Source organism: Nostoc sp. ChiSLP03a (assembly GCF_034531215.2).
In the GTDB taxonomy this organism is placed as follows: domain Bacteria; phylum Cyanobacteriota; class Cyanobacteriia; order Cyanobacteriales; family Nostocaceae; genus Nostoc.
In genome coordinates this window covers 26509-52927 of sequence record NZ_JAVRBQ020000065.1, presented here as the reverse complement: position 1 = coordinate 52927, position 26419 = coordinate 26509, and the positions used below count along the sequence as shown (strand labels likewise).

21 protein-coding genes are annotated in these 26419 nt (G+C 42.9%); 4 read left to right on the top strand and 17 right to left on the bottom strand.

The annotated features are described in order from the left end of the window. Positions 1 to 158: 158 nt before the first annotated feature. Positions 159 to 860 (bottom strand): ATP-dependent Zn protease, encoded by a 702-nt coding sequence (locus RMY32_RS11065; protein WP_322715203.1) that lies wholly within the window; start codon positions 858 to 860, stop codon positions 159 to 161. A 224-nt stretch (positions 861 to 1084) separates the two neighbouring features. On the opposite strand from RMY32_RS11065, the gene RMY32_RS11060 reads away from it, so the two are divergent. Both RMY32_RS11060 and RMY32_RS11055 read left to right on the top strand, forming a co-directional pair. Continuing rightward, a complete protein-coding gene (locus RMY32_RS11060) occupies positions 1085 to 1300 on the top strand; it encodes a DUF2945 domain-containing protein (RefSeq protein WP_094348753.1) in 216 nt (71 codons plus the stop codon). A 9-nt stretch (positions 1301 to 1309) separates the two neighbouring features. Further along, positions 1310 to 1564, top strand: coding sequence for a DUF3140 domain-containing protein (locus tag RMY32_RS11055; protein ID WP_322715202.1), 255 nt, complete (start codon positions 1310 to 1312; stop codon positions 1562 to 1564). A gap of 78 nt (positions 1565 to 1642) precedes the next feature. Here RMY32_RS11055 and RMY32_RS11050 read toward each other — a convergent pair whose 3' ends face one another. The 4 genes from RMY32_RS11050 to RMY32_RS11035 form a co-directional block, all read right to left on the bottom strand. Then, the gene (locus RMY32_RS11050) at positions 1643 to 1807 is read right to left on the bottom strand and encodes a hypothetical protein (RefSeq protein WP_322715201.1); all 165 of its coding nucleotides are present in this window, start codon (positions 1805 to 1807) and stop codon (positions 1643 to 1645) included. Positions 1808 to 1997: 190 nt separating this feature from the next. Next, on the bottom strand, positions 1998 to 2129 hold the full coding sequence (locus RMY32_RS11045) for a hypothetical protein (RefSeq protein ID WP_409882730.1): 132 nt from the start codon (positions 2127 to 2129) through the stop codon (positions 1998 to 2000). A 52-nt stretch (positions 2130 to 2181) separates the two neighbouring features. Beyond that, positions 2182 to 4470 carry an FUSC family protein gene (locus RMY32_RS11040; RefSeq protein ID WP_322715199.1) on the bottom strand — a complete coding sequence of 763 codons (2289 nt, stop codon included), beginning with the start codon at positions 4468 to 4470 and terminating at the stop codon, positions 2182 to 2184. 108 nt (positions 4471 to 4578) lie between these two features. After that, positions 4579 to 7122, bottom strand: coding sequence for a dynamin family protein (locus RMY32_RS11035; protein WP_322715198.1), 2544 nt, complete (start codon positions 7120 to 7122; stop codon positions 4579 to 4581). A gap of 41 nt (positions 7123 to 7163) precedes the next feature. On the opposite strand from RMY32_RS11035, the gene RMY32_RS11030 reads away from it, so the two are divergent. Both RMY32_RS11030 and RMY32_RS11025 read left to right on the top strand, forming a co-directional pair. Beyond that, positions 7164 to 7634, top strand: a complete 471-nt coding sequence (locus RMY32_RS11030; protein WP_322715197.1) for a hypothetical protein — start codon at positions 7164 to 7166, stop codon at positions 7632 to 7634. Positions 7635 to 8438: 804 nt separating this feature from the next. Next, a complete protein-coding gene (locus RMY32_RS11025; protein ID WP_322715195.1) occupies positions 8439 to 11969 on the top strand; it encodes an NB-ARC domain-containing protein in 3531 nt (1176 codons plus the stop codon). A gap of 434 nt (positions 11970 to 12403) precedes the next feature. Here the strand turns inward: RMY32_RS11025 and hemL are convergent, their stop codons facing one another. The 12 genes from hemL to RMY32_RS10965 all read right to left on the bottom strand — a co-directional run bounded on the left by hemL (position 12404) and on the right by RMY32_RS10965 (position 26343). Beyond that, positions 12404 to 13702 (bottom strand): glutamate-1-semialdehyde 2,1-aminomutase, encoded by a 1299-nt coding sequence (gene hemL / locus RMY32_RS11020; RefSeq protein WP_409882726.1) that lies wholly within the window; start codon positions 13700 to 13702, stop codon positions 12404 to 12406. Between the two features lie 152 nt (positions 13703 to 13854). Continuing rightward, positions 13855 to 14427: a heme-binding protein gene (locus tag RMY32_RS11015; protein WP_322715194.1), complete on the bottom strand. Its 573-nt coding sequence runs from the start codon at positions 14425 to 14427 to the stop codon at positions 13855 to 13857. Between the two features lie 37 nt (positions 14428 to 14464). Beyond that, on the bottom strand, positions 14465 to 15208 hold the full coding sequence (locus RMY32_RS11010; RefSeq protein WP_322715193.1) for a DevA family ABC transporter ATP-binding protein: 744 nt from the start codon (positions 15206 to 15208) through the stop codon (positions 14465 to 14467). Between the two features lie 84 nt (positions 15209 to 15292). Then, positions 15293 to 16468 carry an ABC transporter permease DevC gene (gene devC / locus RMY32_RS11005; RefSeq protein WP_322715192.1) on the bottom strand — a complete coding sequence of 392 codons (1176 nt, stop codon included), beginning with the start codon at positions 16466 to 16468 and terminating at the stop codon, positions 15293 to 15295. A gap of 148 nt (positions 16469 to 16616) precedes the next feature. Further along, positions 16617 to 17810: an ABC exporter membrane fusion protein gene (locus RMY32_RS11000; RefSeq protein WP_322715191.1), complete on the bottom strand. Its 1194-nt coding sequence runs from the start codon at positions 17808 to 17810 to the stop codon at positions 16617 to 16619. A gap of 266 nt (positions 17811 to 18076) precedes the next feature. After that, positions 18077 to 19114, bottom strand: coding sequence for an oxygen-dependent coproporphyrinogen oxidase (gene hemF, locus RMY32_RS10995; RefSeq protein ID WP_322715190.1), 1038 nt, complete (start codon positions 19112 to 19114; stop codon positions 18077 to 18079). 337 nt (positions 19115 to 19451) lie between these two features. Further along, complete coding sequence (locus tag RMY32_RS10990) at positions 19452 to 20363, bottom strand: alpha/beta hydrolase (protein ID WP_322715189.1); 912 nt, start codon at positions 20361 to 20363, stop codon at positions 19452 to 19454. A 48-nt stretch (positions 20364 to 20411) separates the two neighbouring features. After that, positions 20412 to 21404 (bottom strand): porphobilinogen synthase, encoded by a 993-nt coding sequence (hemB, locus tag RMY32_RS10985; protein ID WP_322715188.1) that lies wholly within the window; start codon positions 21402 to 21404, stop codon positions 20412 to 20414. Between the two features lie 122 nt (positions 21405 to 21526). Beyond that, a complete protein-coding gene (hemC, locus tag RMY32_RS10980; protein ID WP_322715186.1) occupies positions 21527 to 22513 on the bottom strand; it encodes a hydroxymethylbilane synthase in 987 nt (328 codons plus the stop codon). Between the two features lie 5 nt (positions 22514 to 22518). Then, positions 22519 to 23571, bottom strand: coding sequence for a uroporphyrinogen decarboxylase (hemE, locus tag RMY32_RS10975; protein WP_322715185.1), 1053 nt, complete (start codon positions 23569 to 23571; stop codon positions 22519 to 22521). A 242-nt stretch (positions 23572 to 23813) separates the two neighbouring features. Continuing rightward, positions 23814 to 24878 carry an aromatic ring-hydroxylating dioxygenase subunit alpha gene (locus RMY32_RS10970; RefSeq protein ID WP_322715183.1) on the bottom strand — a complete coding sequence of 355 codons (1065 nt, stop codon included), beginning with the start codon at positions 24876 to 24878 and terminating at the stop codon, positions 23814 to 23816. 40 nt (positions 24879 to 24918) lie between these two features. Beyond that, on the bottom strand, positions 24919 to 26343 hold the full coding sequence (locus RMY32_RS10965) for a glutamyl-tRNA reductase (RefSeq protein WP_322715182.1): 1425 nt from the start codon (positions 26341 to 26343) through the stop codon (positions 24919 to 24921). Positions 26344 to 26419 lie beyond the last annotated feature (76 nt).

Sequence of the window (26419 nt, the reverse complement as noted above, 5' to 3'; positions counted from 1 at the left end):
ATTGTTAAAAAGCGTACTTCAGCCTCACCTAAAACAGCATAGAAATCTGCTTGATTTCTTACCTTTGACATTTTTGGCATTGGTTAAACTCAACTCAGCATCCCTGAGTCATTTTCTGCTTCTTAGTCTAAAGTACAGTTACTACAAACTCTTCATTACTAGCTTGATATAACTTCTTGCTTCCCACTCCCTACTCCTAACTCAGCATGACAATCTTCTACCGAAGTACGTTGTCGCATGGCACTAACTAAAGTCTCATAGCTAGACCAATTTTCTTGCAGTAGAGTTTTTGCCTGGAGAGCATGAAACCGCATTTTCTGTTGATAAACTGATTCAGAAAAGCCTAACATTGTCAAGACTCCTATCAGCTTGCTTTTATCATCAGTTCCACCCTCAGCATTATTAAAAACCAGGGTTTCAGCAGCAATACCCGCCATCCAAACAGTGCAGTAGCGGTCTAGCATTTGGGCGCTGATTTTACCTAGTTCTAATTGAGATGCTAATTCGCCATCATCAAAGCTGACACCGCCTTGGCCAGGTTGTCCCTGTTTCCACGCTTCCCAAGCGCTGAGTGTGTAGCCAGTAACGGGAATACCCAACAGGTAAGCAACTAAGAAATGTCCTGCTTCGTGGTGGACGATGCGATCGCGGTGTTCTTTTGAAAAACCAGCAATCCAATCTAAAAAGATAGTACCACCCTTGCCTTGCAAGCTGAAACTATCTAATGTCGCGATGCCTAAGATGGTGAAGGTAGCAAGTGCTGGTACTGTCGGAGATAAATTAAAGAATGGCCCTACCAATACCGATAGGGTCATGAGAAAGATAGATATTGCAACTAAATTTAGGCTAGTTTGGCTCATTGAGAGTTTTCTGACAATCTGCTTAATCTTTCTACATTATGAGACGAGCGCACAGCTTTTGTCTCAAGCTAGTTGTAGCGATCGCCTAATTTTTTCATCTTACACCTAATTAAATTACTGGCTTCAGAATGGATGTTTTCTTTATCACCAGAATGATGGCTGCTTTTCCAGTCGCAGACATAATGTGAGTTTAGTAGATATAAAACATCAAATAGGAAATGAATGTGGCTGAACAATTCAAAAAAGGCGATCGGGTTGAATGGAATACTTCACAAGGTAAGACAACTGGCAAAGTTGTAAAGAAGCTCACTTCTCCTACAGATATTAAAGAACACCATATTGCTGCAAGTGAAGATAACCCTGAATACTTAGTTGAAAGCGATAAGACAGGAAAACAAGCTGCTCACAAGCCTGATGCTCTGAAGAAAGTAGAGGAGTAATGCTTAGTCATGAGTAAAGATGTTAAAGCGGTGATTGACGAGTTTCATCAAGTTGTCAATATGACACCTAAAGGACTAGAGTCTTGGCTAGATACGGACGAGTCACAAACTGTCGGGCAAAAAGATAGCGGCGATGAGTCAATCGGTCATAAATCTGGACGGCGTATCATCCAGCTATTGCAGAAAAAGGATGATTACACCAACGACGATCTTTCGCACATGAAGAAAGTTATTAGTTACGTCCACCGTCATCTTGCACAATAGCCATCGGGTGATTTGGAAGATACACGCTGGTGCTATTCTTTGAAGAATTGGGGACACGACCCACTCAAGTAAAGTACCTCATAATCCGCCATTTAGGTGGGCAAATTCCCGCGATCGCCCTAAGTACAGTTTTGCGTAAAAGCATAGCATTTTTAATGTAAGGGGACGAATTGGCATTGCAGAGGGACGCATTGGCAAATTTGGCGTTGCATAAATGTGGGATGAATTGGCGGGTGAAACCATTGATAATTCGTTCTAAATTGGGCGAAATCATCCCATGATTCAGCAACGCCGCAAATTTAATTAGCTACGAATTAATGAAATGTTATATTAACCCAAGTTGCGGGTTATAAATCCTTGGGCGCATTGCTAAAGCAGCAATACTTGTCGGTTAAGGGGAAAAGGGGAAGGGGAAAAGGGAAAGAAAAAACCTTTAACCTTTACCCTTTAACCTTTTCCCCAAATCCAATTCCGAGTTGAAAATGCTTAACCGAGCAGTATTGGCTAAAGCAGCCAATCGTCCGTCGAAAATAGTGGCTGCGATCGCAGACTCACAAAAAATCAAGAGGTTAACACCCGCGCGGTGCGCAAAACGCAGCACCAGCGTGAAAAGAAAATTATTCTTGCAGACGAGCAATTACACAGTGCATAATTTTAATTTCATTCACAATTCGATCCAGTTCTGTAGAGAGTGGAGTTTGTTCTCGAACGGCTTGTAATGTGGGAGTTAAAGTGTTGGAATTGGTAGCAATCTCTGATAACCGAGCAGTATGTAGCTGTTGGATTTGGTTGTGAATTGCTTCGAGATCGCTATCTAGCGCTGGTAATGGTTGGGGTGACTGTTCCTGTCCAAGGGCATCTGCTAAGTTTTCCAAAACTTGGACAATGGTATCGGCAAGTTGCTTGAGTTCAGTAAATTGGTACTCACCGCTAAATTCCCGCAGATGTTCTGCCAAAGTTGTTACCGAACTGAAAAAGCCACGAATGTATGTCATCAGCGTCATTACAGGTTCGATTTCTCCCTGAATGTGACGAGGTTCGCTGAACAATCGTTGAGCTGCGGCGTTAGCGTTGACGTTCTCTAGTGCTGCTTGGTGGCGTAGCATATTGATAGAATCAGCGATCGCATTATGTTCTGGATGAAGATAGTTAGCTATTACTTGCTGAAAGTAAGCAAGATTAGCTCGAATTGTCTTTTCTAGTTGTGCAGGAAGTTGCTGTCGTTCCCAAGTAGGGAAAAGCAAATAACTACCAAGTAGTGCTAAGACACCCCCAGCAAAGCTATCGAAGATCCGCAATACTCCAACCTCCCAGCCACCTGCACTAATCATGTTGAGTAGCAATATGATGGCCGGAGTGAGCAGTATGATGAATATGCTGTAGCTTAATGATCGCACCGACATCGCCACAAATACTAGCAGCAGGAAACAAACTGCGATCGCCAATTGATTCTTAACTAGTAAAATCAGAGCAATGCCAATAATTCCACCTAAAATAGTACCGATGACTCTTTGGACTGTTGTCTGTGACGTTCCGCCAAAGTTGGGTTTGAGTGCAACTAAAGCTGTGAGCGTTATCCAGTAGCCTCTAGGTAGTTGGAATAGCGAGGCAATTAATTCAGCAAAAGTTACGATCAGTGCGAGGCGCAACGCATGACGAAAGAGGACTGAATCAAAAGTGAAGTTATTTCGCAGCGTATCAATGATTGTAGAACGTTCTGGTTGGGCTGGGGGGGAAATATCTCGTTGAGTAATGCTGTTACGCAGTTTGCCTTGGCTTAAATCTGTAACAATCTCTGCATCAGTATGAATTTGCTCTACTAGCTTTGTCAGACTGGCTGTAATTTTCCCAAGGTTGAGGAGATCGGAATAATCATCTGTTTGAGCATTGATAGTTTGATTGAGGACTTGCGAACGCAGAACTTGCCTTTGGTGTTCTAGTGCTTCAAGACTCCGATCGAGATCCCCTAAGTGAGGTGAGTTTTTTCCTTTGGCAATCGCTTCTGATAACATTTGCAGAGCAATTGCTGACTGTTGTATAACTTGCTGAATTTCTGGTTGTAACCGAGAAAATAATTGATGTTCGGATGCGATCGCTAATAGTTCGTTCAGTGCTACAACAGAATTAACAATTTGATTTACATCCTCGATTAATACGAGTAACTGATTTCCTCGTAAGTTAGCTCCTCTTTGCCTAGTCCAAATAGTTGTCCAGACGCTACGGGCAGATATCAAGTTTTGAATAACTGTATCCTGAGCTTGCAAAAATCGCTGTTCCCACTCCTGACGATCCTTTGGATTTAATGCTCTGTGGCCTATCAAGTCCACAAAATTGCTTAATGAGAAATAACAGTTAGCAACTATCTGCATTGCAGGTACATAAGGACGCACCACCCACAGTCCTAATGACAGGACAGTTGTCCATGTTCCACCAGCCAGACATAGCCCACAATGTTGAATAAGAGTAGGCAAATTAGAAAATGCAGCAAATCTAGCCAGCGCGATCACAAACATGATCGAAGTAATCAAGCTGACAGATGCAGCCACGTTGCCATAGAGATTCGCTAAACCTGCGATAAATATTACCAAGAACGTGGTCGGGACAGCTAACCAGAGATGACTGCTAACCAGACTTGCGATTAGGAACATCACAGTTACTCCAATCGTAGCTGCGATCGTAGCAATTGCTCGCTGACGGTAGGCTCCCTCAACATTTACCATCCCAACAAACCAAGCTGCCATAGTGGCGATCGCACTTTCAGCAGCATAACCTGTAAGGATTCCAATTCCAATCGGGACACCCAGTATAAAAAGGCTACGCAATCCAGAGGAAAGGGCGGGCTTACCTGGCTGGAGTTGAAACTGCTGCAACAACCAACCCAGAGGACGTTTATCTGTAAATGACATTATGAGACTGGCGACTATAACAAAGCGCGATCGCTTCTTAAAGCATTTTAGCCAGATATAACCGGGTGGAGGATGGCTGTAATATGTCTTTTGAGGTCATTGAGTTGTTTAATTTTTGCGTTGGCGAAGCCCGCCGAAGGCATCGCTGGTGCATTTACTGAGAATGACTTCCAGCCCATTCTGTACTTGCTCAAGTTCTTGGCGCTTTTGGTAAATCCACATCTTTTCAGCCTCACGTTGTTCCAGGGTTTCATTGTGAGCTTTTTCCTGCTGTTCGAGGAGATTTTCGTAAAGTGCGATCGCTTTCTCAATGGCTTCATTTACCATCTCAAGCCGTTCAGAAAATACTGAATCTATCATTTTGTCAAGTTGCTTAAAAATATCATCTACAGAATTGACAAACTGTTCACAACCTAAATTAAAAACCTTTTCCCTGACACTTTCCTCTATTATGGCTATTCCTCCACCACCAAGTAATCCAGCACCAAGACCAGCCATAATAGCTAAAATTGGCCCAGCCATAAATACTACTGGTAGTAACGCTGCACCGATCCCAATTGCTCCAAATCCACCCCAAAAACCTTGATTGCTAATTAAATTTAATTCCGTTTGATTTGTGCCTAAAAATGTCCAACTTTTACTGGAGTTATCTCTTAGATAACTCAAATTTTGTAATTCTAAATAAATTAATTCTAATTCTTGACGAATAGCATCATCTAAAATATCTAAATTTGGTTTTAAAATTGTTTGTTTCAGTTGCTCGTTTATCCAAATATCAAGCTCTACTGATAAATCTTTATTAAATTGACTAGCATAGTCTTGTACTAATTTATCTCTACTCCAAATTCCTGAGTGTTTAGAAGTCCATGAAGAAGATTTTAAGGCTAAACTTACCTCTAATTCTTCAATCCATGCATCCCAAGATTGATTAGCTTGCTCAATCACTTGTTCTACTAGTTGATCTGCCAATAGACGGATTCTGACATCGCGCCCACTGGCTTCTCCTATTTTTTCTAAAACTTTATGTTTTTCTGCTTCAGAAATTTGAATTTTTCCATCTAAAGTATTCTGGGATTGATATAGCCCATCTAAACCTTTTTCGATGACTCTATTTATTTGACTAATAGAGTGCTTAATTTTTACTCTTCCACTATCAAAAGTCAGAAACTTCTCAATAGACTCAGTAAAATTTTGGAAGGCTTTCAAATATTCATCTTCAGTTCCCTGCAAAATTGCATCTAGCGCAGCTTGAGCAGAAATAAAATGAACGCGGTTTTCACCTGCAACTATAGGATTTTGACCTTGTACAAATCTTTCGATCCTTTGTTGCACTTGCTCACGTCCTTTTTCGCTACGCACTAAATCTATAAAATTTCCTACTACAAAAAGATTGTTAGCAGGTTCATTTTCTTTACCATGATTTAATTGAGTTCTCACATCCTGGAGTAAATCGCGTTCTACCTGAGTTAGAGAACGGGAGGCATTAGTTAAGAATATAACTGCATCCGTGTCCTTCAGCAGTTTTTGAGTAATGGCAGTGCGGTCAGGGTGTTCGTTTAATCCTGGAGAATCTACAATTTCTACCCCACTACTACATAAGTCTAAATCAGGATGCTCAAAAACAATTTCATCAATTTCATCATGTGCTAGTTCATCACTGAGACATCCAAGTGCTGCATCTTCTGAAATTGTTGCTTTTAGTTGATATTGCTCAAAAGGAATTTCTTCTTCTTGCCCATCTTTATAACGACAGACTACCCGCTTTTGGCTTCCATATTTTAAAACTGTTACTATCCCACTACAAGGAATCTCTCTCGCAGGTTGAATTTCCTCACCTAGTAAGGCATTAAGTAAAGTTGATTTTCCTTGACTAAACTCGCCTAATACTGATAACCGAAAGCGCTGGGATTGTATTTTTTGAGATACTTTCCCTAACTCCTTCATCAAAGTGTGAGGTAAGAAGCCACGATTGGTACAGTCTTGGATTATCTGAAATAACTGATAACAACAATTGTCTATTTGTTTGCGATATTCTTGAAACTTTTTTAATTCTCCGTAAGATACATTTATGTGTGGTTTGGTTATTTTGTTTTTTGATTTAGTAGGTAAAGTGGCTAACATATCACTAGCAGCCTTAACAAATATAGTATCCAATTCTTGAAAACGAGCAGGATTGAGTAAAAAATGTACTTCATCTAAAGCAATAGGCTCCACATTTTCTTGATGAGTAAAACCAGCTTCTAAAATTGCTAAATGTTGTGATTGAATGCCTAAGTGCTTGGCAACTATCTCCAAATATTTTTTCTCGTGAGGATCAATTTCACCATCTGCTGCTGACATTTCGTAGCCAAAGCTAATTAACAACAGCTTTTCTGACTCTGAAAGTTGAGCCGCCAATGCTAATAAGCTATTAACTTGCTTATAAACTTGATTATCTTTTACTCCCTTAATTATCAAATGTGTTAACTTACGCACATCACTTTCTGGATTACTAAATCGATAAAGGGTTGTTAGTAAACGTTGCTTTTCTGACTCTGCTACTATGCCATCTACAAATATCACTCCCAGCAGCACCGTAACTAAATTTGCCAGAAATATTACAGGTGGTGTGAGATTCTTTTGAGTCAGTTTTTGTCCGGTAATCTGCGACAATAGCTCATCTTCAAGATAAAATCTATCAAGATGCTCTCACTGTGATTAATCGCTGTGAATCACATGATGAGCTTGATTTTCTCTTTCCCGAAATTATCCGCATTAAAAATCATTATTTAGCAGTATTGGATTCCTGGCAAAATCATGTTAATTGGATACAATCGCTTCCTTCATCAGAATTAAAACTTTTAAGTAGCGCTGATTTTAATAGTCCAGATACTTACAACTCTACAATCAATTTAGCAGAACCGCCAGAACAATTAGTATATGAGAGTTTAGCCGAAAAATCTCATTTCTATTCGCTTCGTGACCAGTTATTATTTCTATTCGAGCCTGAACTACGTCAAGAATACGAGTTTTATATTAGTGAACACGCTGCAATTACTGGTTATAAAACATTAGTTACATCTAATTTACAACAGGCATCAGACTTAACTATTGGTAATCTTTATTACTATTTTAAGGTGAGAGATAAATCGAAAAATGAGACAGAGTTAGTTTCAGCTAACTAAAACAGCTACAGCAATTCTTGAAATCAGTATTTTTCTAAAGTTCGCGTAGGCGGACTTTTTTATATAGCTGCGACTTTCAGCTACTTAAGCATTATTTACTCAAATACTAATATTATATTACCAATTTGCTCTTTTATTTTATTTTGTGATTAGGCAAATTTTGCTAAACCTGATTCAAGAATTTTTCGTTTTATTCCTGTATCTTGTTGTCCATCTACCCAATTTGTAAATTTATTTACACTAGATACAAATAGAGAACTATGGGGACTGGCAATGCAGATGGTTGAAAACAACTATACATATCGAGAAATACAAACAGTTTTCTCTCATTTATTTACTCTCAAACAGATGCTTGAGTTTTTAGATTAACTATTAAAATTAGCTCAAAAATAATTGAGAAAAGTTCATCTTTCATTAAGATTAAGTCATCATAGTCATCATTTTTATCCCCAGAGACTCGAACAAAAGAAAATCGCGCTCGTCAATTTATTTTTTCTAGCGATCGCATCTTTGCTAGTTTGTTAGTTCAAATGTACTACATTCTGCTCAAGTTTCGGGTGGGTGTCGATAAAATTTGATGTATATCAATCACCATAAAGGTTTGAAGTTTTGCACCGGGAACTAGTCTAAACTCCAGTATTGAGTGGAAAACGTTTTAGTCAATTTTGCGAAGTTTCGGTTAAAAAGAAAAAAGTCATTGTTGACACCATCAAAAAAAACCGAAAACAGTTATAAATATATCTTGGGTGAAAAAGTACTTAAGTTCTGTGCTAAATCTATCTTTGTCTGTAGAGGAATTTGGGTATGCCAAGACGCAAGCGCGGAGTTATACTCACTTCTGTTGGTTTACAGAAGTTTGAGGAAGCAAGGCACAAGTTTGAGTTTCGAGATAATTTTGGCAAGAGATTTACTCTTGAAGAGTTAAGCTACCGCACTAACTTAGATCCTCTAACAATTAGAAAAGTTTTGAATCGTAGGAAGGGAGTTGACAAGCGAACACTTGAGGCTCTCTTTCTTGGTTTTGATAGCTCTCTATGCGAAGGCTACTATTCAACCTCAGATTCCAATGGCCGTCAAGATTGGGGGGAAGCTGTTTCTGTCTTAGCATTTTACGGACGTACAGAAGAACTCAGTACTCTGGATGAGTGGCTGCTGAAGGATTCGTGTCGGTTAGTTACCATTCTCGGAATGGGTGGAGTAGGAAAAACTTCTCTGTCGATTAAATTGGCAGAACTAATGCAAGACAAATTTGATTGTATTGTCTGGCGATCGCTGTATGACGCTCCACCCATTGATACATTCTTGGGTAGCATCATTCAGTTTCTGTCTGACGAGCAAGAAACTGAGGTAGAATTGCCGGAAAGCGTTAGTGATAAGATTTCCCAGTTGCTTAACTACTTTAAGGAAATGCGCTGCTTGGTCGTATTCGATAATGTAGATGCTGTATTACGTGGTGGGAGTCGAGCAGGACAATATAGCCTTGGATACGAGCAGTATGGCGAACTCCTCAAACGAGTAGGTAAATCAGACCACCAGAGTTGCTTGCTACTGACAACGCGAGAAAAACCTAAAGAGATCGCCTCTCTAGAAGGAGAAGCCTTGCCAGTGCGAACTTTGCGATTGGGTGGACTAAAAGAAGGAGAGGGAGAGGAAATTCTTAAGAGTAAGAGGCTTAAGGGTTTAGAAACTCAATTCAGCGCACTGGTTACACGCTATGGAGGCAATGCCTTAGCCTTAAAAATTGTCGCAACTACAATTCAAGATTTATTTGATGGTTATATTTCTGAGTTTTTAAAGGAGGAAACCACCGTATTTGGCGATCTTCGCGACCTATTAGACCAGCAATTTGAGCGTTTATCTGATGAGGGAAAGCATGTAATGTACTGGCTAGCGATTAATCGGGAGCCAGTGAACCTCTCTAAGTTACGAGAAGATTTAGTATCGCCTTTTCCCCAACTGAATTTAGTTGAAACGCTGGAGTCTTTGGGACGGCGATCGCTCATTGAACGACATACAACTTGCTTCACCCTACAGCCTGTCGTGATGGAGTATGTGACAAGTCGCTTGGTTGAGCAAGTTTGTGAGGAGATTGCAAAGCAGGAGTTTTCACTTTTTAGAAGCCATGCTCTGATCAAAGCTACCGCCAAAGACTATATCAGAGAGACTCAAATTCGTCTGATTCTCTATCCCCTGATTAACCGATTAATTCCACTGTTGCAAGGTAAAAAAAACTTGGAATATGAACTGACTCAAATCTTACTCAAGCAGCGAGAGAAGTCACCCTTGGAGCCGGGATATGTAGCAGGTAATATTCTTAACTTACTCAATCAACTAGAAACTAATTTAACAGGCTATGATTTCTCTGGTTTAACCATTTGGCAAGCTGACCTCCGAGATGTAAATTTGCAAAATACGAATTTTGCTTATGCCAATCTAGCGAGGTGTACGTTTACTGAAACCTTTGGCGCTATTCATGCGGTAGCCTTTAGTCCTGATGGAGAACTTTTGGCGGTAGGTGACAGTAATGGAGAAATTCATCTGTACCAAGTTAGCGATGTGCAACCAGTCTTCATCTGCACGCGACACAAGAGTTGGGTAACATCACTGACGTTCAGCCCTGATGGTAAGATTCTCGCTAGCGGTAGCACAGATTACACCATAAAGCTATGGGATGTTAGTACTGGTCAATGCCTTCGCACCTTAGAAGGGCATACAAATGAGGTTTGGTCGGTTGCATTTAGCCAAGATAATTGCACATTAGCAAGTGGCAGCGATGACTGCACCGTGAAGCTATGGAATAGCAGCACTGGAGAATGCTTGAAAACACTCCAGGGACATCTTAGTTGGGTACTCTCTGTTGTCTTTAGGGGAAATACTCAACTGTTGAGTGGTAGTGACGATCGCACCGTTAAATTGTGGGATATCAACACTGGAAAGTGTATGCAAACGTTTGAAAAGCATCATAATAGTGGAATCCGGTCAATTACCCTCAGTCCAGATGGTCAAATACTGGCAACTGGCAGCGAGGATCAAACTATTAAGCTATGGAAGACTCAAACGGCTGAATGTCTCAAAACACTTATAGGGCATTCAAATCGAGTTTTTTCAGTGGACTTCAGTCCCGAAGGCGACATTTTGGCTAGCGGCGGGCACGATCATCATGTAAAGTTATGGGATGTCGATACGGGTGAATGTTTCAAAACGCTTCAAGGACATTTCAGTTGGGTGTTTGCAGTTGCCTTTAGTCCCCAAGGTAAACTTTTGGCTAGTGGCGGCCATGATCAAACCGTGAAGCTATGGAGCGCCGATACAGGTGAATGCCTCAAGACCCTACAAGGATATACCAATCAAATACTCTCTGTTAGCTTTAGTCCTGTTAGTGCTAGTTTGTCAAGCATTGGTCAAATTTTTGCTAGTAGCAGCCGCGATCGCACTGTGAGGTTATGGGATGCCGCAACTGGCGAATGCCTCCAAGTGTTAAAAGGACATTCCAACTCGGTTCATTCAGTTATCTTTAATCATCAAGGAAATATCCTAGTCAGCAGTAGTGTAGATAAAACACTAAAAATATGGGATGTTTCTTCAGGTCAAACCTTAAAAACTTTACAGGGACATCGCGCCGCAGTTTTATCGATTGCCTTTAGTCCCGACAGCCAGACGATCGCAAGTGGCAGTGAGGACTGTACTATAAAATTATGGGATGTTCGTTCGGGTCGAACCTTAAGAACCTTACAGGGACATAACGCTGCGGTTTGGTCAGTTGCCTTCATCTCTCAAGGCGAGATATTGGCAAGTGGCTCCTGGGATCAAACGGTCAAGTTATGGGATATTCACACGGGTAACTGCCTCAGAACGTTGGCAGGACACACGAGTTGGATTTGGGCAATTGCGATCGCCCCTGATGGTAATACCCTGGCAAGTGCTAGTCCAGATCGAACAATCAGGCTGTGGAATTCGCACACGGGTGACTGCCTCAACGTTTTGCAAGCAGACACAAACTGGTTGCAATCGATCGCCTTTAGCCCTGATGGCAGAATACTGGCTAGCACGAGTCACGATCTGACAATTAAGTTGTGGGATGTCTCTACAGGTGAGTGCCTGAAAGTTTTGCACGGACATACAGGCTTGGTTTGGTCAGTTGCTTTTAGTCCAGACAACCAAACCTTAGTTAGTGGCGGTGACGATGAAACGATTAGACTTTGGGATATCGTAGCAGGCAAATGCTTAAAAACCATGAGAGCAAGTAAGCCCTATGAACAAATGAATATTTTCGGAGTTAAAGGTTTAACTGAGGCGACAACTGCCACGTTGACCTCTTTAGGAGCAGTTATCTAAGTTCAAACCATTAGCCCAGTAGTCTGCCAACCCAAAAATGTTAGGTGGAGGTTGGGGAAAGGGTAAAGGGGAAAGGGAAAAGGGTAAGGGATAAAAAACCTTTCCCCCTTATACCGTTTCACTTTAAGATTGATACAAATAGGCAGCAGGGGAGCAGGGGGAAAGAATTAGAGATTGATTATTTGTATCAGACATTTCGTGAAATGGTATTAGCCTCGTTCCCAGCTTGGAGGCTGGGAATGTATTCCCAGAGGCTCTGCCTCTGGTCAAGAAAGAGGAGGCGAAGCCTCCCAGAATGGATTCCCAGCCTGGAGTCTGGGAACCAGTTAGGGCAAGGGCTGTGTCTTAACTTAGTGCCATTCGTTTTAAATCCCTTACCCTTTCCCCTTTCCCCAGCCCTCACCCAGCTTTCGTTGGCTTGCCAGACTACTAGCTCACTGAGACATGACTGTTTGGGCTGCTTGGAGGGTGCGATCAATGTCTGCTTCGGTATGAGCTAAAGAAGTAAATCCGGCTTCAAATTGAGATGGAGCTAAATAAATTCCATGTTCCAACATACCGCGATGGAAGCTAGCAAATTTACTTAAGTCAGACTTCTTAGCATCCTCATAATTGCGAATCGGGACTTCGTTAAAGAAGAAACCAAACATCCCGCTAATCTGACCGCCACAGACAGCATGACCTGTTTGTTTAGCAATTTCCAGTATCCCATTTGTGAGTCGCTTGGTAAGGCGATCGAGATACTCGTAAGTTCCAGGTTGTTGCAACAACTCTAGCGTCTTAATTCCTGCCGTCATTGCCAGTGGATTCCCCGAAAGCGTTCCGGCTTGATACACGTTTCCGGCTGGAGCAACCATCGACATAATTTCTTGGCGACCGCCATAAGCGCCTACGGGCAGACCGCCGCCGATAACCTTACCTAAAGTAGTCAAGTCAGGAATAACACCAAATTTCTCCTGCACCCCGCCGTAAGCGATGCGAAAGCCTGTCATCACTTCATCAAATATTAATAGCGCCCCATGCTCTTGTGTAAGTTTTCGCAAACCTTCAAGAAAACCCGCAGCAGGTGGAATAAAACCTGCATTTCCAACAACTGGTTCTAGAATTACACCAGCAATTTCATCAGGATTTTGCTCGAATAATACTTTTACTGCTTCTAAATCGTTGAAAGGAGCGGTCAGCGTATTGCTAGTTACGGATTTGGGTACGCCAGGAGAATCAGGCAAGCCGAGAGTGGCAATGCCTGAGCCAGCCTTAACGAGAAACATATCGGCGTGCCCGTGGTAACAGCCTTCAAACTTGATTACTTTCTCCCGCCCCGTAAAAGCTCGCATCAGACGAAGCACAGCCATACAAGCTTCCGTGCCGGAGTTGACAAAACGCACCATTTCGATACTGGGAACAGCATCGATTACCATCTGTGCCAGTACATTTTCTAGATAGCAGGGCGCACCAAAGCTAGTTCCTTTTTCCAAGGCATCGTGGAGAGCAGCAATGACTTCAGGATGAGCGTGACCGCAGATAGCAGGCCCCCAACTGCCGACATAATCGATATATTGATTGCCATCCACATCCCAGATGTAAGCATCCTTGACGCGATCGAATACAATCGGCTGTCCGCCAACAGATTTGAAAGCCCGCACGGGAGAACTGACTCCTCCTGGCATTAATTTTTGGGCAGCAGCAAAGATTTCCGCTGATTGGGTGGTTTTTAAGCGAGTCGTTGCAATCATAATTTTTTCTCCTGAGATTTTGACTTGGGTTCTAGAGTTATAGCAACACGCAAGGTGGTTAGGACATCAACAGACGATAAAACTTAGACACAAAAAGGCTTTTCACCCAGTCCCCAGTCCCTTGCTATAAAAGTTAGCTGAAACCAACCGTCTTATTTCAATTCGAGCATGACTTCATTGCGTCTGAATGCGGGCAAGATGAAGGGAGAATCATAGAAAGCATAAATCGGTTTACCTTTTGGCTCGATACCTTGCTGAACCAGAAAAGCAAATAATTTGGCTTCCTTTTCTTGCAATTGTTCATCCCCAGCCGAGCCGGAGAAACGAATTGCCGCAACTTTGTTGCTGGGAACTTCTTTGATAGTAATGCGAGAGTCTTTTGGTTTTGGCAGCGTTGCCAGGGTGTATTCTGAGGGCATCACGAACTGTATCGCCCAAGTGCTTGTAGCAATATTTTCTCCCGCTTCTTGTTGAATGACAGGCGCAGTCATGGCGATTTTTTCACTTGGCTGAGATTGCGTGACGGGCGCGGTCATGGCAATTTTTGTTACAGACGTGTTTTCACCAAATATGTAAGCGGCAAGAATCGAAAAAGCAGCTTTGTTTGCTCGATCTCTTTGGGCTTCAATGAGTGTTTCGGCGACAATTTTTGGCTCGTATTGCCGGATTTCAATATCATCATAGGATTGCAATACGCAATATTTTGGTTCTTCGGTTTGACTCATCAGACTTTCACAAATAACTAAAATTAATCGTATAAAACTAGTTGCCTACTTTTTGTACTAACCGTCCGTCTTCCATCTCGATGATGCGATCGGCAATATCAAGAATTCGATTATCGTGAGTGACTAGTAAAATGGTGCAACCCTGCTCTTTAGCTAAACGCTGCATGATATCTACAACATCGCGACCCGATTTTTTATCGAGAGCAGCAGTAGGTTCGTCGGCAAGAACAATTTTAGGATGACTGACTAGGGCACGAGCGATCGCAACTCGCTGTTTTTGCCCTCCAGAGAGACTGTCTGCATAATAATCGATGCGATCGCCCAAACCAACACTTTTGAGAGTATCCGTCGCCAGTCGATCCATATCTTGCTTTAGATACTCATCATGCAGTTCTAAAGACATTCGGACATTCTGCTTTGCTGTTAAGAAAGTCAATAAATTGTGTGCTTGAAAAATATAACCAATCTGCCGCCGTACTTCCATCAATTGCCGCTTACTAGCCCCACACATTTCCTGTCCCAAAACTTTCAGGTTGCCTTCTTTAGCGGCTCTCAATCCACCTATTAGTGTTAGTAAGGTGGTTTTACCAGAACCAGATGGCCCAGTCATAATTACGATTTCTCCAGAATAAATGTCGAGATTAATATCAAACAAGACTTGCTTGCAGAGTTGTCCCCGACCGAAGTAGTAATCGAGATGGCAAACTGAAATAACTGGTTGTTGGGAAGTATTTTGAACTTGGAGTTTTGAGCTTCGATCGAGACTAATTTCTTGCAGCATGAGAGTTCAACTGTAAATTTGGGTTTTGTTCTAGAAAACTATGAGTTTTGAAATGCAATATTTTGCTAAACTTGAACTCAAAACTTAGAAGATATCAGCTGGATCGGCTGCTCGTAATTTTTGTATGGCAAGCGTTCCCGCTCCAATACACATAACGAAAGTCAAAATTAGCACAGTTACCGCGCGAGCTAGTTTCATTGCAGTCGGTAAAAACGTCACGGATTGAAAAAAAATGTAAAATCCACTTGAGAGCAAAAAACCTGGAATAAAGCCCAAAGCTGCTAAAATAAAAGCTTCTTGAGCGATAACTTTAATTAGATATATATCGCTGTAACCCATTGCTTTTAAAGTTGCATATTCGGGCAAATGATCTGAAACATCAGTATAAAGAATTTGATAAACAATGACTGCTCCAACTAAAAACCCGATTGCAACACCAAGGTTAAAAGTCGGGCCAATAGAGGAGCCTGTAGACCAATATGCACTTTCACGAGCAGTGAATTCAGCGATGTTTAGTACTAGTAAATCATCCGGTAGCTTGGCTCGTAAATCAGCCTGGATCTGCTCAATGGAAGCATTTGATTCTACGTCAATAATACCCAGATCGATGTCGTTTGCTTGGCGTTGGGGAAAGAGTCGTAAAAAGGTAGAATCGCTAACGATTAGATTGCCGTCAGCAGAAAAAGAAGAACCGAGCTTAAATAATCCAACTATTTGAATTTGATAATCGTTAGTTTGGACGATCAGCGGATTCTGTTTTTTCAGCAAAGTAGGAACGTCCCCAAGCTGAGGAACCAATCCAGCTTTATCAAATAACGCTCGATTCAATAACTTCAGTTTATTCAATTGTCGATTGACTTCTGGTAAGTCAAATGCTGGCTGATTTGGATCGATTCCATAGACGAAAAGTTTCCGGCTAGCTCGATTTTCAGGATTTCGCCACGATGCTTGACTCACATATAGCGTCGCTAGGGATTTTACACCGTTAATACCTGCTATTTTATAGAGTTTATTTCTGGAAAAACTTTTGATAGATTGCAAGTTATCAGACAGTTTATTGACTAAAAATAAATCTCCTTTAAGCGTGGTATAGGGAGTAACTTGCGAATCAAATAGTGCATCCCTAACTCCCAGTTGAAAAAACATGAGAAAATCGGCAAAGGCTATTCCTGCTATCGCAACTAACAGACGACTCTTTTGACGGCTCATTTGCCGCCAAGCAAGTGGGGTTTTACGAAATAATTTATCGAATATAGTCAAGTTGCTTCGCTCCAATTCAAAATTATAAATTCAAAATTCAAGCAACATATCGTTGGGTGAAGTGAAGATACGATGAATCGCGTCTCCACAAAATGGTTTGTTTGCTGCATTATTTTTGATAATTAGTATTAATTTTGCTTGTTTGCTTTTATTGTTTGATATTGTTATTCGGTTGAATGGCAACCTGTACTTGCAAGTTAGTTAAGTTTGCAACTCGTTTGCTAGCTTGGGGATCGAGTGCAATTCTCACTTCAACAACTTTGCGATCAAGATTTTCTCCAGGTTCGCCGCTAGTTACTTCTTGTTGGATCACCTGTAGTCCAATCAGCCGAACGGTTCCGCGCAACTCTTGGGAGAAGGACTCGCTGGAAATCTTTACTTGTTGACCTTCACGAACTTTGCCAATATCAGTTTGATATATCTCTGCGATCGCTTCCATCGAACTGGTTTGTCCGAGTTCGGCAATGCCTTTCTCGCCAACGACTTCTCCGGGTTTGGCCTTAATGTCAAGAATCCGACCTGCTATAGGTGCGCGGATATAAACTTCAGCAAGATCGGCTTCAGCTTTTTTGACTGCGGCGATCGCTTTGTTAACCTCGGCCCGAGCTGCTTGCACGTCTACCGGACGTACCTCAGCAATCTTATTTAGGTTGGCCTTAGCTTGCTCGATTTGCTGCCGTAGGGTATCTACACTCTTATTTTGGTTAGCTTTAGCTTCGGTAAGCTGTGCTTGCGCTGTTTCTAGAGCAAGTTGTTTTCGATCTACTTCCACAGCAGAAATCGCGCCGTTTTGGTAAAGCGAGGAATAGCGATTATATTCACTATTAGCAGTTTTAACTTCGGCTTGCCAGCGAGAGATGGTGGCTTCTCTAGTAGCTATTTCGCCCTTTAACTCTTCTTCCAAGCGATCGATTTCAGCTTTTTGGGCAGCAATCTCTCCAGATTTGGCGCCAGCTTGCACCTTGGCTAACTCTGCTTGGGATACTTTGACTTGTGCTTGCGCTTCCAGTAGAGCATTTTGCAGCCGATCGCGCGAATCCATAATGGCGATCGCTTGACCTGCTTTAACGCCACTGCCTCGTTGTACAAGCAATTTGGCTACGCGATCATTGCTTAAGGTAGCAGGTACGGATACTTTAATGACTTCCGTTGCTGGTTCTATCCGTCCTAAAGCGGTAATTTCTTCAATCTTTGGTCTGGGTTGCACAACTTCAACGGGTTTGCCGATTGGTTTTGATTGAGAAATACCGTAGAAAGCGATAATTCCTGTAAGCGCAGTACCAGCAAAAACGACAGCCAGCGTCCATTGCTTTGAAGGTTTTGAGAGCGATTGTAAATTCATGTCAATACTTCAAATTTCAGCGAGGACTTTGGTAATGAAAAGCATAAAACACATATATAGCAAGGGACTGGGGACTGGGGATTGGGTGAAAAGTCTTGTTGTGTCTAAGTTTTATCATCTGTTAATGTCCTAACCACAAAGGCTTGTGCTATAAATTACAGAATTATCCGTAAAATTGTCTTTGGTCATTAGTCATTTGTCCTTTGTTAATACAAATGACTAATGACAAATGACAAATGACATTTCTGATGTTTTGACGGCAAAAGTTAAACTACAAGAGATGTCAGGCTTGCCCAATCTTGAGGCTTTAAGAATACTTCGTACAACTCGGCTTCTGGGGTGTTGGGTTCGGGTTGATAGCCATACTCCCAACGCACTAATGGAGGTAAAGACATCAAAATTGATTCGGTGCGTCCGTTAGTTTGCAATCCGAAAATCGTGCCGCGATCGTAAACTAAATTGAATTCAACGTAGCGTCCGCGCCGATATAATTGAAAATTACGTTGGCGATCGCTGTACTCCATTGACTGCCGCCGCTTGACAATTGGCGTGTAAGCAGGTAGAAAAGCTTTACCACAATCTTGTGCGAATGCAAATAATTCTTCCCAATTGCGGGTTTGTGGTATGTCAACGCGATCGCTGTTATCTGCGGCTGCTCCTTTGGGATCGGGGCCTCGATAAAGCTGACCTTGACCGTCTTGATAGTCAAAAAAGATGCCGCCAATGCCCCGCATTTCTTGACGATGTTTGAGATAAAAATACTCGTCGCACCAAGGTTTAAACACTGGATAATATTCGGGATCGTGCGCGTCACAAGCCTGTTTTAATGTGTAATGAAAATGAGCCGCATCTTCAGCAAACGGATAGTAAGGCGTTAAATCGATGCCGCCGCCAAACCACCAAACCGGGCCAGCTTCAAAGTAGCGATAGTTGAGATGAACGGTTGGCACATAAGGATTGCGCGGATGCAATACCATTGAAGTGCCGGTGGCATAAAACTGATGTCCATTAGCCTCTGGACGTTGTGCCAAAATTGAAGGCGGCAAATGAGAACCCCAGACTTCAGAGAAATTAACTCCACCTTGCTCGAATACTGCACCGTCGCGGATGACGCGCGATCGCCCTCCACCTCCTTCGGGTCGTTCCCATGCATCTTCCTGAAACGTGCCTTCGCCATCTAGCTGTTGCAAACCCTGACAGATTTCGTCTTGCAACTGTTGCATGAACTGGCTGACTCTAGTCTTGGCATCAACTGGGGGTAGAGGTTTGGATTGAGTTGCTGGAGCAGTTAAAGTAGTGTTCATGAGCAATACCTGTTTTTCCTATTTCTTAATAGCGAACATTTTTGTTTAGCCTCCTAACTTTTTAGATCCCCCTAAATCCCCCTTAAAAAGGGGGACTTTAAGAGACTCTTTGCCCCCCTTTTTAAGGGGGGTTGGGGGGATCTAAGACTTTGAAAACACGCCCTAGCCCTTCTTAAAAAGGCTACTGCGTACACAAAAATCTTTTAGAGTTGTTGCGTAACGTGGGGAAGGTTAATTTTTGCAAGTCGATGCATTAAAGTTGCAAGTCGATGCATTAAAGTTGCAGGTCGATGCATTAAAGGTGCAGGTCAAAAAACTAGGGAAGTTTCTCAAAAACTTACTGCGCTAACACAGGCAAATACTTCCGAATTAATCCGATTATGACTTCCGGCACTTCCAGTTCTGGATTCAACCCAACATCTTCTAATTCGATAAATGCTTGGATTGCTTGTGGATTTAGATTTGCAAGGCGACGCCCTACATCAGGCCCTGTAAACTTCGCTTGGCTTCCCCAAATAAAGATGGTAGGTGTTGTCAATCTTGGAATGTATTCTGATAGATCGAAGGATGAGTTACCTTGTAAAAATGACAAAGCAGCATACTCAGCATTTGGCTGCTGCGCCGATTGCACAAAAGCTTCTACAATTTCGGGAGAAAGGCGATTGGGTTGAGCAAACACTCGCTCAAAAAAGTCACGAATGCCAAAGTTGCTGACTTGGCCTGCATAAAGAACGCGATCGAGAATAGGAACACTGGCAATTTGAGCGAAAAAACTATTGCTATAGTATTGCCTAAAGTCTTTAATGCCTGACGGAAGCGTAAGAATGAGTGATTTAAACAGGTCGGGACGTTTGACTGCGGCTCGGATCGCAAATGCTCCAGTTAGGGAAGAAGCAATTATTGTTACAGGGGCTTGGCACGTTTTCTCGATGAACTCAATTAGCATTGCGATGTAGTCGCCTGGAAGATAATTTTGTTCGGGACGATCCGATCGCCCCCAGCCAATCAAGTCGGGTGCTAACACTCTATACTCTGCTGCAAATGCTGGATACACCTTCGACCACGCGTAGGCAGATGCTCCGCCTCCAATACCGTGGAAGAATATCAAAGTTTCGCGTTCGCGTAGCGTGCCCGATAGCGTATCCCCCACTCCATCGGTTGCCCAAAGTTCACCTTGGTTAGTGTAATAAGCCATCTTTCCCAAGCTAATTAAAACGGAGCGTTGAACAAAACCGAGTGGAATGAACATGATAAATTCCTCCTCTACACGAACGACATGAAATCAAAACTAAAAAGTTTAATTGCCAAGTTTTGCTAACCAACGGGCAGCATCTTTGGCATGATAGGTGAGAATCAAGTCAGCGCCAGCCCGTTTAAAGCCGAGCAGCGTTTCCATGACCACCCGTTCTTCGTCAATCCAACCGTTGAGGGCAGCGGCTTTCACCATCGAGTATTCGCCAGAAACGTTGTAAGCAGCAACGGGTAGATTACTTGCTTCCTTGACGCGCCAGATAATATCCATGTAGGCCAAGGCTGGCTTGACCATTAACATATCTGCACCTTCGCTAATGTCGAGTTCGATTTCTTTTAAAGCTTCACGACCGTTACCAAAGTCCATTTGGTAGGTTCTGCGATCGCCAAATTGCGGTATTGAGTCGGCGGCATCGCGGAAAGGCCCGTAGTAAGCTGAGGCATACTTGGCGGCATAAGATAATATCGGCGTATCTTGGTAGCCTGCTTCATCTAAACCCGAACGAATAGCTTGCACAAAACCATCCATCATTCCCGAAGGCGCGATGATATCTACGCCAGCTTTGACTTGGGAAACTGCCGTTTTTTTCAGCAATTCCAGTGTCGGATCGTTGAGAACGCGCCCAGTTAAATCACCTAATTCCAGATAACCGCAGTGTCCGTGACTGGTGTATTCGCACAGGCAGGTATCGGCAATGACGATTAATTCCGGGACTGCTTGTTTGACGGCAGTGGCAGCTTGCTGCACGATGCCGCAATCGTGCCAACCGCCTGTTGCGTCTAAATCCTTGTCTTCAGGAATGCCAAATAAAATAATGGCTGGAATGCCGAGGTCGTAGACTTCCTTGGCTTCTTCCACGATTTTATCTACAGAAAGTTGGTAAACTCCGGGCATGGATTTAATTTCGTTGGCGATCGCCTTACCCGGTACGGCAAAAAGTGGGTAAATTAAATCACTAGTTGTCAGGACATTTTCGCGCACCATCCGCCGCAATTGGGGATGGCTTCTCAGCCGACGCGGACGATGAATTGGAAACATAGTATTAATATGAACATAAACTTCTTGGCATTTGTGGGGAAAAGGTTAAGGGGTAAAGGGGAAAGCGGCATCCAATTTTTCTGTTTCCCCCCTGCGTACACAGCGACAGGATTTGCAACTCCCTAACTGCGCTGGACTGTCTGGAAAATTTCAGTCAAAATCTCTGTAGCTCCTTGTTGCCGCAAGTTATGAGCTAATTGAATACCTAAATTTTCGGTCTCGCTAGCAGTGCCCGTAACCGAATCTTTGACTAGACGTTTGCCATCGACGCTGGCAACTAATCCTGTTAATGTAAGATTATTGTCGTCCAGTTGGGTATTAACACCGATGGGTACTTGGCAACCGCCTTCTAGTTCTCGTAAAAACGCACGTTCGGCTAAAACGCGATCGCGGGTTGGAACGTGTTCGATTGCTTTGAGTAATGACAGCACTTGCAAATCGTCGGCGCGGCATTCAATCCCTAACGCTCCCTGTCCGACGGCATAAAGAGAAAGTTCGGTGGGCAGAATTTGATGAATGCGGTTGCTCATTCCCAATCGTTGCAATCCTGCTGCTGCTAAAATCAGCGCATCGTATTCTCCATCATCCAACTTTGCCAAGCGGGTATTTAAGTTGCCGCGCACGTCTTTAAAGGTAAAGTGGGGGAAGTGATAACGCAACTGTGCGAGGCGGCGCAGGGAAGATGTACCGATGACTGCGCCTTCTGGCAGTGTATCGATTTGCTTATCTTTATATTTTTGATGCACGACTAAAGCATCTGCCGGGTTTTCCCGTTCTGTTACGGCTGCTAAGGCTAACCCCTCTGGCAAGCAAGTCGGCAAATCTTTGAGAGAGTGAACCGCAAAGTCAATCTCTTGGTTGAGCATTCCCAATTCGAGTTCTTTGGTGAATAATCCCTTATCGCCAATCTTGGCTAATGCCACATCTAAGATGTTGTCGCCTTGGGTGGACATAGTGTGGACTTCAAAGGAAATATCAGGAAAGTGCTTTTGGAGTTGTTCTCGAACCCAGTAAGTTTGTACGAGTGCGAGTTGGCTTTTACGAGAACCGATGCGGATGGTGCGAACGGGAGTCGAGATGTTAGATGAAGCGGGTTGAACTGAAGTCATAACTTTTAGTTAAGATCGTTTGACGAGTAGCTGAGTTGTTTGACTGTCTCGAAAAAGAAAGCAACATTCTCTTCGGGAGTGTTTTGTAAAATCCCGTGACCGAGATTGAGGATGTGCTTCTGGTTCCCCGCTTTGCGGATCGTGTCGAGAATGCGATCGCGAATCAGTTCTTTAGTACCAAACAACACGCACGGATCGATATTTCCTTGGACTCCAATATTTGCACCAAGTCGCTGCCGCGCTACTGCCATATCTACAGTCCAGTCCACGCTGACGATATCAACACCCGATTGCGCCATTAACTCTAGGATTCCAGCACTGTTGTTGATATACAAAATCAACGGTGTATCCGGGTGCGTTGCTTTAACCTGTTGCACGACTCGTTGCAGGTAAGGTAGAGAAAACGTCTGGAAATCTTCAGGACTGAGTTGTCCCGCCCAAGAGTCAAATAGTTGCACGACTTGGGCACCAGCATCAATTTGGTAGCGGGCGTAAACTGCGATCGCATCTGCCAGTTTCCCTAAAAATTGATGCAGCATCGCAGGTTCGCAGAAAGCCATCTTTTTGATAATGGCGTAGTCTTTCGAGCTTTTGCCTTCAATTGCATAGGCAGCTAGCGTCCAAGGTGCGCCCACAAAGCCTAAAACCGTAGCTTGAGTGTTCACTTCTTGGCGTAGCGTCCTCAAGATTTGCTGCACGAAGGGTAAAGAAGCTTCGGGGTCAAGGACAGTCAGTGCCTCTATTTGTGCTGGCGTGCGAATTGGGCGCTCGAATATTGGCCCTTTACTTTCTAGAATGTCAAATGAGATACCCATACCAGGCAACGGCGTGAGGATATCGGAAAACATAATCACTCCGTCGGGTTGGAAGGCGCGGAAAGGTTGCAGTGAGATTTCCACGGCTAAGTCAGGGTTTTCGGAGCGATCGCGGAACGAAGGATACTTCTGACGCAAATCTCGATAAACTTTCATGTAGCGACCTGCTTGGCGCATCACCCATACAGGAGGGCGATCAAGTACCTCACCTCGTGCAGCTTGCAGTAATGTATAATTCCCCATGTATTTCTCTCTGGATTTAATAATTTGAGCTGAAGCTAAAAATTATGGCCTTGCATCAATGCAGAATGAATTGAGATTGTTAGCCAAGGTGCGAAGAAAAATTCATCCCAGAATTCAAAACGAACTCTATATTTATTAGGAAACTTCAAGAAATAAATTATCCAATCTTGTGGGGTGGGCATCCTGCCCGCCCTATGGACTGGGCTATCGTGTCGCCCACCCCACAATAAATAATCAGTTCCTTAGTTCTTCAATAAGACAGAAGAAGGTTGGATTAAATTTCCGTTCGAGTTGTTTGATTGGTTCTGATAAGGTTTCATACCCCATCCCATCGCCAAACATTTTTGCCGAAGTTTGCGATAAGCAAGAGATAAATTATCGCAAGGAACGTGAACTTCGTCTGACAACTTATCTGGAACTGCCATCGGATATTCGGACTCAACCACTCCCTTATCTTCCATCACAACTTTGTAAGCTGCCCGTTGAAATATGCCATCAGCCCAAGGGAAAGTTAAAAAACTGCGAAACTGAATTCGCTTGGTAATTGTGGTGCGATCGTCAATAGGAACGTGAACAGTAAAATTAACCAGCTTGCCACGACCGAAGTCAACCACTAAGCGCGTGATATTGGGCATATAAAAGCCCAGAGTCACTTTTACATTAGCTTTCAATGGGCGAAAGACAAAGGCGAAAATGTCTTTTGCTTTGGTGTAATCTCTGACATTAACTTTGGCGTGACCCTCCCATTCCCCGATATTCAGTTCGTAATCTTCCATTTTTTGCTCTAATGCAAACCCATTGCCGAAGGACTTGGAATGAATAATAGATACGTGAGACATATCCATATCATTTTCTAGAGTCCGGGTGTAGTGAGCGTTGAGTTCGTATTCAAAGAAAATTTTCTGTAGGCTTCGGTCTTCATATTCTGGCAAAGGTGGAATTGGCGGACGTTCTTTTTCCGGTAAGTCCCCATAAAATAGCCAGATAAAACCGTATTTTTCCTGTATTGGATAACTATCTACGCGAGCATTCTTAGGAATAGGAATTCCGAGTTGATTAGCAGGAATGTTAATACATCTTCCATCTGCTTGAAACTTCCAGGCATGATAGGGACAATGGATACAGTCATCTTTTACCCAACCGAGAGATAAGGCAGCACCACGATGGGGACAACGATCTTGGAGAGCGATTAGTTGTCCTTTAGCGTTACGGTAGAAGACAAATTTCTGATTTAATATCCGAACTTGCTTGGGCTTTGTAGTAACGGCGGCGCTAAACTCACAAGCGTACCAGAAGTTTTTTAACATGCTTGCTTCCTGCTATTGCTATTAAGAATCATGGATTTTCTTAAGTTACGCTCTGAGCAATAACTTCCTCAACTTTTGCATGGACTTCAATACTTTCAAGTCTCATTTGAGCAACTTTGATGTTTTTTGCTGCTATCTCGACGGTGCTGATTGATAGAGAGGATGTTTGGGCAACAACATTAGATTGCACCTCTGGCGTATCCAAATTAAACACCACTTGTAGAACCTGAAGGACAAGACGTTGAGCTTCTAAATCCCGCTGTGTCCGCAGTTGCACCATCGGTTCGTGGAGAATTTTGTTGATAATCCTTTGAGTTAGGGCTTCCACAGCTTCTTGATGTTTTTTAGCAAAATCAGACCCCATACGCGACAAAGCTTTTTCTAACTCTTGTTCGCGAATTTTTTCCATTTTTTCGCGTAAACAGCTAATAATGGAAACAGTTTCTCGCGATCGCAACCAACTTTGAAATGCGTCTAAATCCTCTTGGATTAATGCTTGCGCCTCTATTGCCATTTGCCTACGACTTTCTTGATTCTGGGCAACAACGGTTTTTAAATCATCAACATTAAACACTTGCACATGAGGTAACTCATTAACGTCGGCATCAACGTTACGAGGCACTGAAATATCAACCAGCATCAAAGGCTGTTCGGGTTGCAATGCAGCTTTGAGTTTGGCTCTATCAAGCAAGGGTTCAACTGAAGCAGTGCTGGTAAAAACCAAGTCGGAAGCTGCCACTAATGACATCAATTCAGAAAGCGGATAATATTGCACTCCAGCATCACTAAATTGATTCGCCAATTCCTGAGCGCGTTCGAGGGAACGATTGACAATGGAAATTTGAGTTGCGCCTTTAGCAATTAGATGCTGCACGAGTCGCCGAGCCATGTTACCAGCGCCGACAATTGTCACTCGACAAGCCGATAACTTTTCTACTTTGATTTGGGCTAATTCTACTGCCGCAGAGCTAACCGAAACCGCACCCGTACCGATTGATGTCTGCGTTCTCACCCGCTTGGCAGTGGTAACGGCTTGCTTAAATAACTGATTGAGGATGCGTTCGCCCTGATTGTGTTGCTGAACCAGTTGATAGGCGTGTTTGACTTGAGCAAGAATTTGTCCTTCTCCCAACACCAAGCTATCCAAACCAGAAGCAACTTGCATCAAATGTTTAACGGCTTCTTGCTGTAACAGAGTAAATAAGTATTGATGTAAATCTGCAAAAGGCAGTTTACTGTACTCGCAAAGAAACTCCGTCACCTCTTGAGCTGCCCGATCTATCTTGTTGACAACTACGTAAATTTCTAAACGATTGCAAGTGCTAAGAATGGCAGCTTCTTCAATGTGAGAGTATTTACACAGCTGGGCGATCGCGTTTTCAATTCGCTCTTCTGGAATACTCAGTTTTTCCCGAATTTCAACCGGAGCTGTTTTATGACTAAGACCTACAAGTGCGATATTCATGTTTCCTCTTTTGAAGTTTGTCTTCTTCTAGAGCCTCGGTCAAGTAATATGGATGGTGAATCAGAGTTGATTTTAA